The organism is Microbulbifer rhizosphaerae (assembly GCF_014191725.1).
Taxonomy (GTDB): Bacteria; Pseudomonadota; Gammaproteobacteria; order Pseudomonadales; family Cellvibrionaceae; genus Microbulbifer; species Microbulbifer rhizosphaerae.
Genome location: NZ_JACHWZ010000021.1, coordinates 60,623 through 72,930 on the forward strand (window position 1 = coordinate 60,623; position 12,308 = coordinate 72,930).

The window sequence follows — 12,308 nt, forward strand, 5'->3', positions numbered from 1 at the left end:
CCGCTCCCGGCCGGACCGCTCCTACAAAAACCCGAATTTCAACATGAAGACCCCAGCCACCAGATACACAACCGGCGGGCAGGATTTCACCTGCCCGTTCAACAACTTGATCGCCGCATAGGCGATAAACCCCAACCCGATACCATCGGCGATGGAATAGCCCAGGGGCATGGCCAGCGCAGTGATCACCGCCGGCGCACTCTCGCTGTGATCGGACCAGTCCACATCCGCCAGGCTGCGCGCCATCAGGCAGGCCACAAACAGCAGCGCCGCCGCCGTGGCGCAGGCGGGGACACTCTGCGCCAAGGGCGCAAACAACAGGCACAGCAAAAACAACAGGCCGCAGACAATCGCCGTCATCCCGGTGCGCCCACCGGCCTCGACGCCGGCCGCGCTCTCGATATAGCTGGTGGTGGAGGAAGTGCCCACCAAGGCACCCACCACAGTAGCCCCGGAATCCGCCAGCAGCGCCTTGCCCAGCCGCGGCAGCGAACCGTCGGCGCGCACCAGTTTCGCCCGGTTGGCCACGCCCACCATGGTGCCGGCGGTGTCGAACACATCCACCAACAGCATGGTGAGAATCACCGTGACCATGGACACCTCGAAAGCGCCGGCGATATCCAACTGTAAAAATACCGGCGCGGGCGACGGCGGCAGGGACATCAATCCCTTGAACTCCACCTCCCCCAAAACCCAACCGGCAATGCTCACCGCCAGGATGCCGATCACCACCGCCCCGGTCACCCCTCGCTGTGCCAGCGCGGCAATCAGCACAAAACCGGCCAGGCACATCAGCGGCTCAAACGTGGTCAGGTCCCCCAGCGCCACCAGGGTCGCCGGGCTGTCCACCACCACCCCGGCCTTGCTCAGGGCGATAATGCCCAGAAACAGCCCGATGCCCGCGGAGATACCCAGCTTCAGGTTGCGGGGAATGGCATTGATCAGCCACTCCCGGAACGGCAGCAGGCTCAGCGCCACAAACAGAATCCCGGACAGAAACACCGCCCCCAGGGCCGTCTGCCAGGCGTGCCCCATCCCCAGCACCACCGCGTAGGTAAAGAAAGCGTTCTGCCCCATCCCCGGCGCCAGCGCCACCGGGTAGTTGCCCAGCAGCCCCATGGCAATGGACCCAAAGGCCGCCGCCAGGCAGGTGGCCACAAACACCGCCCCGAAATCCATCCCCGCCTCGGAGAGAATCGCCGGATTGACGATGGAGATATAGGCCATTGCCAGAAACGTGGTAAATCCCGCCAACACCTCCCGCCGCCAGAAGCCGGCCTCCAACTGCTCCCGGCCGGCCTCCAACTGGCGAAAATTGAAATAGTCCGCAACTCTCTGCATAGCAATCACCTGGCCACTAGATTCGGATATCTTTTTCGCCTGCAATTTCTAAACCACACGGTCAGGATTTAAGGGGGCGAAGTTCTGCAAACGGGATTTCAATATACTGAGCAGCTCTTCATATTGTTTTGCTTTCATGCCTTTTGCTCCTTGCTCTATTCCGTTGATCTTCGCTCGGCAGGCCTTCCATTCAACCACGGCGTTTGGCAGCCTCGGCACTCACAACTCTCTCTGGCGACCAACACCGCAATCGGGCGCGGCTAAATTTGTGCGTATTCTTTGCGGAAAACGGAAGCGCGACAAGCGCACAAAACTTGCGCACATCTGACCGTCGGATGGCTGGACGGTCGCTTCCGGGATTTGTCCATGCCCTAAGTATCCTGTATAACTGTACAGTATTCAGGCGGCAGGGAGAGCTCTCCAAGTAGCTCCTCGAACAAGCCTTCACAATAGAAGTACTGGGGCAGTAAGCCCCTGGAAAATCAACCACGAGCAATACGCAGCAGAGCATGGCTGTCCCCGTTGAACTGGCACCGGATTACTACCTGACCAACTTCCGCGCCCTGGTGGACTTTGTAATGGCGCGTTATGAGCCACTGCTTTCGGACGGGGAGCGGCGGTTTTACACCGCTTTCCAGGCGTTGGATATCGACAGCCAGCGGCTGTACGTGCGGCTGTTGTCACGCAAGGGGGTGCCGTCTTCTGCGGGGTCCTTGTTTCGCCGGAGCAAGCTGGTTTACGCCGAAATTGATGATCTGCCCCGTGCCGCGGAGCGGTTAGTTGAAGCCGGTTTGTTGCGGCGCAACCCGGAATTGCCCCTGGGGGAATACCTGCCGCTGTTCAGCAAGGCGGAATTGTTGGCCTGCAGCTCCACACCTCTGCCCAAAACCCTGAAACGCCAGGCACTGGAGCTGGCCTTGCTGGAGCAAGGCGCGGACCAGGCGGTGCTGCTGGATGCCTTGTTGTCGACTGAATCCCTGTTGGCGGTGCAGGCGGCGGAGCACTTCGAGACCTTTAAGCTCTGCTTTTTCGGCAACTTACGCCAGGACCTGACCGACTATGTACTGCGGGACCTGGGGCTGTACCGCTACGAGGATTACCCACTGGATCGCCGGCACCTGCCGTTCCAGAGCCGGGCGCAGATCGACCAGCATCTGCGCTATTACGACTGCCTGGGGCAGATGGAAAGCACACTGGACCCGGGGCCGAACATGATTCTGGCGCTGGCCGAACAACTGCCCGATGGTGTCGAAGGCGATGCCACCCTGCACCGGCGCCTGGATCGACTGCGCCTGGCACTGGCCCGACAGCTGGAACGACTGGACGAACTGGAGGCGGCCGACCAGCTGTACCGGCGCTGCACACGGCCGCCGGCCCGGGAGCGCCGGGCACGTATCGCCATCAAGCGCGGCGATATCGATGCGGGACTGGCCCTGTGCCGGGAGATACTGGCGGCGCCCCACAACGAAGCAGAGCAGGTTTTTGCGGAGAGTTTTGGTTACCGCACCGCCAGGCGGGAGGGGCACCTGGCGGGCTGGGAACCACCGGCCCGATACCAGCCGCCCACCCAAACCGCGGTACTGCCGCAGGCGCCGGAGCGGGTGGAGCTGCTGGCCGCCGCCTATCTGCAGGAGGGTTCTTTCCGCCCGCAAGCAGGCCAGTGTTTCTACGTGGAAAACAGCCTGTTTAACGGGGTGCTGGGGCTCTTTGTCTGGGACATCGTTTTCGCCCCGGTGCCCGGGGCTTTTTTTAATCCGTTTCAAGCGGCGCCCAGCGACTTCCGCACCCCCGACTTTTATCCGCTGCGCCGAGCCGCGTTCGAACAACGCCTGGCCGAACTGGACAGCGACAGTCTGGCGCGGCGGGTGTGGCAGCACTATCGCGAGAAGCAGGGTATCGCCAACCCGCTGGTGGCCTGGGAGGCCCTGCCGAAAGCGCTGCTGGAACTGGCGCTGGCCCGCATCCCCGCTGAGCACTGGCGGCAGCTGTTTCAGCGCCTGCTGAGCGATATTGCCCATCACCGAAGCGGCCTGCCGGACCTGATTCTGTTTCCGGCGGCGGGTGGCTATGAGCTGGTGGAAGTAAAGGGACCCGGCGACCGACTGCAACAAAACCAGCTGCGCTGGCTGGCGTTTTTTGCCGAACACCAAATCCCCCACCGGGTCTTGCATGTGGAGTGGCAGCAGCCTTGAGCGACATGACAGCCGAGAGTGATGCCCCACCCCTGCAGCTGCCGGTGGGGCAACTGGTCGCGTTCGCCTGCCGCCGCGGCGACCTGATCGGCGATACCCCGGGCGGGCCCTCGGCCCAAGAGGGAATTCGCGCTCACCAGAAACTGCAAAAACAGCGACCACCGGGCAGTGAAGCCGAGTACAGGCTACAGGTGCAATGGAACTGCGAGGGCCAGGCGGTGATCCTCAACGGCCGGGTGGATATCCTGCACCCACAAACGGACCTGCACCGGCCGGTACAACTGGATGAAATTAAAACCACCTACTACCCGCCCCGGCAATTGCCGGAGACGGTGCGCCAGTTGCACTGGGCCCAGCTTAAAATCTACGGCTTCTGTTACCTGTTGCAGCGGCGGGCTGATGCGGAGAACCCCGCTACCGATGACGGCCGTGTGGCTCTGCAGATGTTGTGGCACAACCTGAAAGAGAAAAAAACCTACCTGGAGCTGCACGAGTTCAGTTGGTCTGAGCTGGAAGCCTTCGCCCACGCAGCGGTGAGCGAGTATCTCCATTGGCATCGAAGCTGGCAGCAGCATCGCCAGCAGGTGCAAACGTCGGCCCGGGCGCTGGCGTTTCCATTTCCCGATTATCGCCCCGGTCAGCGAGAGCTGGCGGTGGCGGCATACCGCTGCCTGCGCGATGGCGGTGAGCTGGTGGTGGAAGCCCCCACCGGCATTGGCAAAACGGTCAGCACCCTGTTCCCGGCCATCAAGGCGCTGGGGGAGGCCCAGGTGGATCAACTGGTTTACCTGACCGCCAAAAATTCCGGTCGCCAGATGGTGCGGGAAACGGCAGCGCGGCTGCACGACAAGGGACTAAAGCTTTCACTGCTGGAAATACAGGCGCGGGACAAAACCTGTGCCTGCCGCCTGGGGTTGTGCAGCCGGGATGCTGATGGCATCTGCCCGCGCGCCCGGGGCTTTTTTGATCGCCTGCCCGCGGCGCGGCGGCAACTGCTGGGCGAACCTCAGTTAACACCCTCGGTGATTGCCGAGGTGGCGGACCGCCTGCAGTTGTGTCCGTTTGAATTGTCGCTGCAGATGCTGCCCTGGGTCGATCTGGTGGTGTGCGATTTCAATTATGTGTTTGATCCCCTGGTCCGGCTGAGTGCCTTGCAGGATCACCAGCAGCGGCGGGCACTGCTAGTGGACGAGGCCCACAATCTGAGCGACCGCGCCCGGGTGATGTACAGCGCCACCTTGAACCGCAGAGACAGTCGCCGCGCCGCGGCGGCCTGTAAAAGCTCACATCCGGGATTGCGCCGGAGTATTCAGTCACTGGTGAGATCCCTGGATAAATGGGTGACGGAACGACGACAGGAGGGCGCAACACCAGAGGCAATTGCGAGCCGGGATGTCGAGCTGTGGGTAACTCCCCTGTCCGAAGCTGAATGCCACCCGGCAGCCGTCACCCGCGCCGCTCACAAAGTGGTGGCAGAGGTCAGCCAGCTGTGGGAGTTGTCCCAGCCGCCGCCGGAAGCAATCGGCGACTGGTTAACCGCGCTCTACCGCTACCTGTGTATTGAACAGTTGCAGGCGGAGCAGCATCGTTGCCTCACTCGGGTGGAAAACCGGGACACTCCCTGGCAGGAACAGCAGCTGAAATTGCTGTGCCTGAACGCCGCCGATTACCTGCAGCAGTGTTATCAAGAGTTTCACGCTGTGATTGCATTTTCTGCCACTCTTCGGCCTGCCGCCTACATCTATCACCAGTTGGGCCTGCGGGCACAGTCGCCCTACCTGCTGTTGCCGTCGCCGTTTCGGCCCCAACAGCTGGGGGTCTACCTCTGCTCTTATGTGGACACCCGTTACCAAGCCAGGCACCGGGCCACCGATGCTCTGATAGATATGGTGACCCGGGTTTATCGCAGTCGCCCGGGCAATTACCTGGTGTTCTTCCCGTCCTATCGTTTTTTACAGCAGGTGGCCCAGCGTTTTGCAGAGCGGTTCCCGCAGATTGAGCTGCTGCTGCAGGAGCCCGGGACCAGCGACCGCGAGCGAGCCGTATTTCTGGAATCCTTTAGCGAGGGCCGCCGGAGCCTGGGATTTGCCATTATGGGCGGAGTTTTTGGAGAGGGAGTGGATTATGTGGGCGAACGGCTGGTGGGCACCATCCTCGTGGGTGTGGGCCTGCCGCAAGTAAACGAGGAGCAGGAATTGCTGCGCCGGGCTTGCGATACATCCGGAGACCATCTTGGGGGTAGCGGTTTCGATATTGCCTATCGCTACCCGGGCATGACCCGGGTGCTGCAGACCGCAGGCCGGGTGATTCGCACTGAGTCGGACCGGGGGGTGTTGATCCTGGCCGATTACCGTTTCGCCGATCCCTTTTACCGAGCTCTGTATCCGGAGCACTGGCAGCTGCAAACCTGCAGTAGTGGTGAAGCGCTGTCAAACGGGCTCAGCCGGTTCTGGGAACTTGAGTGAGAAAAATTTATGGTGTCATCCCGAAAGTTTTATCGCCGTGGACCCCATCGACTGGATCAGCATCCGGTCACCTTCGCGGACGTCAGAAGAGAATTTGGTTTCAGGTCCATCGCTATCGGCCGCTGGGTCACACAGGAGGAGCGCGATCGTGCCGCCGGCCTCTTTTATGATGCCCTCACCGATTTAATGTGGATACTGCAGGGTCCCCCGCTCCTGATCTCCCTCCGGCAAACGCTATCCTTTCAATATGGTATTGGCGGGCGCCCCGGGGTATCGGCCTTCTATGAGCCTTCGACCAGGAATTTCTCACTGGCGAAAAATGCCGGTCCCGGGTCTATTGCCCACGAGTGGTTCCATGCCCTCGACCACTACCTCGCCGACAAGACATTCAGCGATGCTCCCCGCGGAATGTTCGCCTCGGAAGCCTGGCTGCGCGACGCCACTCCAGTGCCGCATCCCCTCAATGATTGCCTATACGCCTGTTTCAGATGCATTATGTTGGATGAGGAAACCGGGAAACCCAGTGATCTAGTGCGAATATCCAATCAGTTCGACAAAGAAAAAGGCTGTGTGTATTACGGCGATCCCGCAGAGCTATGTGCCCGGGCATTTGAAGCCTTCGTTCAGGATTCCAGCATCAGTAACAATTTTCTCGTATCCGGAACCAAGGCCACTAAAGAAGCACACATGGGTCTCTATCCAACGGGCAACCATCGCCAGCGCATTAATGCCGCCTTCAGAGAGTACTTTACTTGTCTGGGCAGGGCTTTGCAGGCGAATTTGAACCGTTCCGTTCATGAACGTTGAGAAAATTTTTAGAAATTTGTGACCTTCAATATAGGGAAATAAACAGCCGAGCATTAAAGAGGCTGCAAAGGTGATCAGGGATAAATACTTTGGTATCTGATGTAATTTTATCCAAGTCATATCTGTGATGAGCGGTTAACTGCACCATAGCATTGGGGATTTACCTGGGCGCCTTCAGATAGAAACAGCTGAAATAGATCCGATTTGAGATCTACGCACGTGTCCATAAGTTCTGCCACCAATCCAACAACGAAGCCATATGATCAGCCCCGATTTTTCATCATACACATACAAAAACGGCGGAACTTCTTATCATTACTGCATTAATACAGTTCAATAAGAAATTCCGCTGTTCCTGCATCTGAATTCGTGCATGTCCAGACTGGCACGGACCAAAGCAAGCGCAGCTTGCGGAGGCCCGGCCCGCCAAGCGGGCGTAGGTGGCCAGCCTGGTTATAGGCTTTCCCTTACAGCGGGCGAACCTTGTTTGCGCAGGGGCCTTTCTGGCCCTGACCCACTTCAAACTCAACGGCCTGGCCGTCGTTCAATGTGGCATAGCCGCCACCCGCTTGAATTTCCGAGTGGTGAACAAACAGATCTTTACTACCGTCTTCGGGAGTAATAAAGCCAAAGCCTTTATCTGCGTTAAACCACTTTACTGTACCTTTAATCATATTGCGTCTTTCTCACTGTGGTGATCTTAAAATTCTATTTCCGCTACCACTATTACGGAAGTAGTCTGTGAATTCAATTGACACATAACATTTATAGCGTACCCAAAAACCGGCATCAATCTCACTTGGTGCACTTTGGGTATAACAATGCTTTGGAGCCATTGAAGCGTCAAGCTTACAGCAAAATGCCAGCATTTGCTCACTATCAAAAAAACATTCGGCGAACCTTATATCCAGGCCTCTCTTAAAGACCGGTAAGCCATTGATTTTACGGCACTTTCTACTCGCCCACCATTTGGGCTCACGGAGGCAATGCGAGCGTATTCTGGTCCCCGGTTCTTTAACGAAGCTATTCACCCCCAAACAATCCCCCAAAAAAATTCCCCTCAAACCAGCGCGGCCTCTCATCGGCGTCCGCCACTTCCCGCGCGATGGCGTAGTTCACCTCCGCAAACTGCTGCGCGGCGATGTAGTTGATCTGTTCGTCCGCCACATCGGTGGGCTGATGGTAGCGCTCTTGCAGGAAGCGGTTCTGCATGGCGGTGCCGTCGATTTCCGGGTTCTGCGCTTCGCGGCCGGTGATCAGGTAGATGGCGGGAACGCCCTGACGCACAAAGTTGTAATGGTCACTGCGCACGAAGATCACCTGTTCCGGCATAGGATCGGGGCTCAGCTTCAGGCCGGTTCGTCCGGCGGCCCGTTCGGCGGTGGCACCGAGGGTGGAGTGCTCGGCGCCGAAGGCGATGATGTCGTTGAAGGGATAGAGCAGCATGGGCATATCGAGGTTGATATTGGCCACCATGGATTGCGGCGGTACCGGGGGGTGCTGGGCGAAGTAGTCGGAGCCCAGGAGGCCCTTTTCCTCGCCGGTGACCGCCACGAACAGCAGCGAACGGCGCGGCGCGCGGCCGGATTCCCTGAACAGGCGCGCGGTCTCCAGCATCACCGCGATGCCGGCGGCATTGTCCTGGGCGCCGTTGTTGATGCGCCCCTCGCCGTCCACACCGATATGGTCCAGGTGCGCGGAGAACACCACGTATTGGTCTCTCAGATCGGGATCGCTGCCCGGCAACAGCGCTACCACATTGGGGCTGTGGATATTTTTGTGCACCGCGCCGCTGGTGAGGGAGGCACTGTAGGGCAGCGCAAAGCCGCGCGGGGCCAGGCCGTGTTCCATCTCGGTAAAAACCGTGTCCAGGCTGCGCTCGGCACCGATAAAAAGCTGGCGCCCCGCCGGCATATCGAGCATGACGCCGGGGTGCAGGCCGGGGATGGCGTCGCCGGGAATGCCGTCGGCGCGAAGCCAGTCCAAAGTGTCATCGTGCAGGTGTTCCAATGAACGCTTGAAGGACCAGCGCTGTTCGCGCTGTGGCGTGTTCAGGCTGATGATTCCGACGGCGCCGTGGCGCACGGCGGTCTCGCGCTTGGTGCGCCGGGACGAATAGTGAGCCCCCACTTCACTGGGCAGTTTTTGCGGGCGGCCGCTCAGTATCACCACGATCTTGCCCTGGACGTCCAGGTTTGCGTAGTCGTCCACGCCGTATGCCGGTGCCTCGATGCCGTAGCCGACAAATACCAGGCCGGCGGTGGTGACGGTGTCCTCGCTGACGGTGGGCGGTGCGGCGATAAAGTCCTCACCGAAATTGAACGTGATATCGCCGTCGCGGCTGTGTATCACCAGGGTGGGTTCGCGATTTCCCCAGCTGGCCTGGCGAAAGGGCACCTGCTGCAGGTAGCCCTGGCTGCCGGCGGGCTGCAGCCCCAGGATCTCGAATTGCCGCGCCACATAGTCCGCCGCCTGGCGGTAGCCGGCGCTGCCGGTCTCGCGCCCGGCCAGTTCGTCCGCGGCCAGATACTCCACATGCCGGCGGATATTCTCGCTGTTGGCGGTGGGCAGCGGTTCGAGCGAGGTGGTGCAGGCCCCCAGGGCGCACGTAAGCAGGGCGCCGAGCAGAAGTTTTATTCTCATCCGGAATTCTTTTTTCTTGGATCAATGAAAGAGGGAGAGTCCGACAAGCCCCTCTCCCCGGCCCAGTGACTCGCGCCATCCCTGGCGCTCGCCGGCTTCGCCGGCGCCTTCGGCATCCAAATCGGCTGTCCTGCCGATTTGTCCCGGAGGGGAGAGGGAGCCATTAAGCCAGCAAGGTTACCATGGTCCACAGCAGCGGGATTGCGGCGAGGTTCAACAATAGGCCAGCACGCAGCATCTGACCCTGGCGGATTGCGCCAGTGCCGTAGGCGAGGGCGTTGGGCGGTGTGGCCACTGGCAGCATAAAGGCGCAAGTGGCGGCGATACCGACGCCGAATACCAACGCGTAGCTGATCGCCGGGTCGAACTGCTGCGCCAGGGCGTAGATCACCGGGACCAGGATGGCGGCGCTGCCGGTGTTGGAGGCCAGTTCGGTGAGGAAGATCATCAGCGTGATGCCAGCCATGATCAGCAGCCAGCCGGGGGCATTGCCGAGGCCTGCCAGCAGCGACTGCGCCAGCCAAACGGAAGTGCCGGTTTCCTTCAGGATGACCGACAGGCACAAGCCGCCGCCGAACAGCAGCAGTATGCCCCAGTTGATGTGCTCCTGGAGTTTGGGCCAGGTGACCAGCCCAAACAGCGGCGCCAGTGCGGTAATGGTGAGCCCGACGATCGCATCGAAACTCCTCCCCAGCCCCAGCGCGCGGCTGATTTGCGAGGAGAAAACCCAGGCGATCACCGTACACACAAACAGCGCCACCGCGCCGCTGGCGCGAGCCGTCCATTTGGCCGTCTCCACTTCGGCGTGCATGATCCGCGCGTTTTCCCTGCCCGGGCGCAGCACCACCCACAGCGCGGCCAGCACCAGGGGAAACATCACCAGGGTTACCGGCAGGCCCACTTTCAGCCAGGCGGCAAAATCCAATCCCAGGGCACGTCCGGCGATGGCGTTGGGCGGACTGCCGACGATGGTGGCCAGGCCGCCGATATTGGCGGCATAGGCGGTGCCGAGGACGATGTAGGTGCGGGTGCGCGGAAACTTTTCGTCCACCAGCGACAGGGCGATGGGGAGCATCATCGCGGTGGTGGCGGTATTGCTCATCCACATGGACAGGAAGGATACGACGGCCATAAAGCCGATCAGCGTCAGCCACAAGTGGCCCCCTCCCAGGTGCAACACTCCTGCCGCCAGGCGGCGGTCGATACCGTGGGTGTGCAGCACCGAGGCCAGGGTAAAACCGCCCATAAACAGGAAGATAATGGTACTGGAAAAGGGGGCCAGGGCATCGGCCGCGGGCATCAATCCGCTGAAGTAGGCCGCCGCCGGCACCAGCAGCGCGGTGACAGGGAGCGGAATTATCTCGCTCATCCACAGGCCGGCGGCGGAGATCAGGATAAACAGCCCCAGTTTTTCCGGACCCTCACCCACCGCCGCGCCAGCGAGAAAATGGGCCAGCAGTATCCAGGCAGCTATAACCACAAGCTTGACAGGCAGGAGGAGATTTATCACCGACGTGCTCCGAGGTTTTTTGTTTGTCGTTAACTCAAGTTTCGGGGTTCAAATCGAGGCGCCGGGTGAGGTAGCCTTTTGCGGCCTTGAACTTCGAAACTTGAGGCCGTTAAGATAACAAATTACCCAGGGCGCTGGTGGGAAGGACCTTTCATTTCATTCGCCCGGAAAGCTTTTCGCTATCGCTCTCGCCGCCTGCTCGTGGGCGGTATCCGGACAAAAATCCCCGTGTGCCGACAGCAGGTGCGCAAACGGCAGGCGCAACAGGCGCTGGAAATCCGTCAGCAGCCAGTGGGCCAGATCCTTTCCCTCCGGGGTCATGCGCATGCGCCAGATGGGCGCCACCTGCATGCCGCGCCGGAAGCCGGACAGACGCAGTAAATGTTTGCCGCACCAACTGCAGCCGCACCAGTTCTCCCAGTATTGCAGGGCGTCGCAGGTCAACAGCAAGCCGCCATCCCCGGGCACCCAAAGCGCGGCCTCGGGAAAACGGCCGCGGCTGAATTCAAAAAAGTACCCGCCGGGCACCGGACAATCACCGCCCTCTTGCAGCCAGCAGTCTGCCGCCGGCGCGGGATAGAAGGTCGAGTTGGGCTGGCGCCAGAAGGTGAGATTGAATTTATCGCGGTAGTAGAGATCGTCGCAGCCGTGGTAATAGCCGAGGCGCACCGCATGGCGGATATTGCCCAGGTCCAGCAGTTTTTCCTCCACCGCCGGGCGCAGGCGCACCGGGTTGACCAGTATCAGGTCATCACCACAGCGCACTATGCCCATATTGCGCTTGACCACGGTGGCGGGAGCGAGTTTTGTTGTGCCCGGCAGGCAGAAGAATTCCGGCAGCAGCCGCCGGATTTTACCGTGGGGTTGTGCTGGGGGGTAGGCGATCCGCATGGGAATTGCCGCGGCTTCGCCGGCCGGTCACGAGTACTGCGCCCGGTTGCTGGCGCCACGCAGGATCTGCAGTGCCTCCTGCGCGCTATCCCGCGGCACGAAGACATGATCGTGGCGTAGCGCCGCCACCACATTGGCGCTAATGCCTGCGCTCGCCAGCTCGTTGGCGATGGCGGCAGTCAAGCCCACTGCCTCGAGGCTGGAGTAGACCCGGAGGGTGATCTGGCAAAAACTGCCGCTTGCCTCCAGCTCCTCGCGTTCCGCCACCGACTGCGGCAGAATCACACTTATCCCCTCTCTTTCGCGAAACAGGCACAGGCAGTCCTGCCACAGGGACCGCGCCCGCTCTTCATCCAGCAGACAGAAAGTATAGGTTTCATCCTCCAGACGGGGCTCCATGTTCTGTAGCAGTTTTTGCAAACGCACTTCTGCATTCATACATTAAGTTGCCGGGTTGTT

At 60.5% G+C, this 12,308-nt stretch carries 9 protein-coding genes; 3 read left to right on the forward strand and 6 right to left on the reverse strand.

The features are described 5' to 3' along the window. Positions 1–21 precede the first annotated feature (21 nt). Entirely contained in the window at positions 22–1,341 is a 1,320-nt protein-coding gene (locus FHS09_RS18290; protein WP_183462598.1) for an NCS2 family permease, read from the reverse strand. A gap of 509 nt (positions 1,342–1,850) precedes the next feature. Here FHS09_RS18290 and FHS09_RS18295 point away from each other — a divergent pair. The 3 genes from FHS09_RS18295 to FHS09_RS18305 are packed head-to-tail and all read left to right on the forward strand — an operon-like array spanning position 1,851 to position 6,805. Continuing rightward, positions 1,851–3,533 (forward strand): VRR-NUC domain-containing protein, encoded by a 1,683-nt coding sequence (locus tag FHS09_RS18295; RefSeq protein WP_183462600.1) that lies wholly within the window; start codon positions 1,851–1,853, stop codon positions 3,531–3,533. 5 nt (positions 3,534–3,538) lie between these two features. Then, positions 3,539–5,998: an ATP-dependent DNA helicase gene (locus FHS09_RS18300; RefSeq protein ID WP_183462653.1), complete on the forward strand. Its 2,460-nt coding sequence runs from the start codon at positions 3,539–3,541 to the stop codon at positions 5,996–5,998. A gap of 9 nt (positions 5,999–6,007) precedes the next feature. Then, positions 6,008–6,805 carry a CLCA_X family protein gene (locus tag FHS09_RS18305; protein WP_183462602.1) on the forward strand — a complete coding sequence of 266 codons (798 nt, stop codon included), beginning with the start codon at positions 6,008–6,010 and terminating at the stop codon, positions 6,803–6,805. A 467-nt stretch (positions 6,806–7,272) separates the two neighbouring features. Here the strand turns inward: FHS09_RS18305 and FHS09_RS18310 are convergent, their stop codons facing one another. From FHS09_RS18310 to FHS09_RS18330, 5 genes are all read right to left on the reverse strand, one after another. Continuing rightward, the gene (locus FHS09_RS18310) at positions 7,273–7,479 is read right to left on the reverse strand and encodes a cold-shock protein (RefSeq protein WP_183462604.1); all 207 of its coding nucleotides are present in this window, start codon (positions 7,477–7,479) and stop codon (positions 7,273–7,275) included. A gap of 349 nt (positions 7,480–7,828) precedes the next feature. Continuing rightward, positions 7,829–9,448, reverse strand: a complete 1,620-nt coding sequence (locus tag FHS09_RS18315; RefSeq protein WP_183462605.1) for a M28 family peptidase — start codon at positions 9,446–9,448, stop codon at positions 7,829–7,831. Between the two features lie 163 nt (positions 9,449–9,611). Continuing rightward, a complete protein-coding gene (locus FHS09_RS18320) occupies positions 9,612–10,958 on the reverse strand; it encodes a DASS family sodium-coupled anion symporter (protein ID WP_183462607.1) in 1,347 nt (448 codons plus the stop codon). A 156-nt stretch (positions 10,959–11,114) separates the two neighbouring features. Next, entirely contained in the window at positions 11,115–11,849 is a 735-nt protein-coding gene (locus tag FHS09_RS18325; protein WP_183462609.1) for a hypothetical protein, read from the reverse strand. Positions 11,850–11,876: 27 nt separating this feature from the next. Next, complete coding sequence (locus tag FHS09_RS18330) at positions 11,877–12,287, reverse strand: ACT domain-containing protein (RefSeq protein WP_183462611.1); 411 nt, start codon at positions 12,285–12,287, stop codon at positions 11,877–11,879. Between the last annotated feature and the right edge of the window lie 21 nt (positions 12,288–12,308).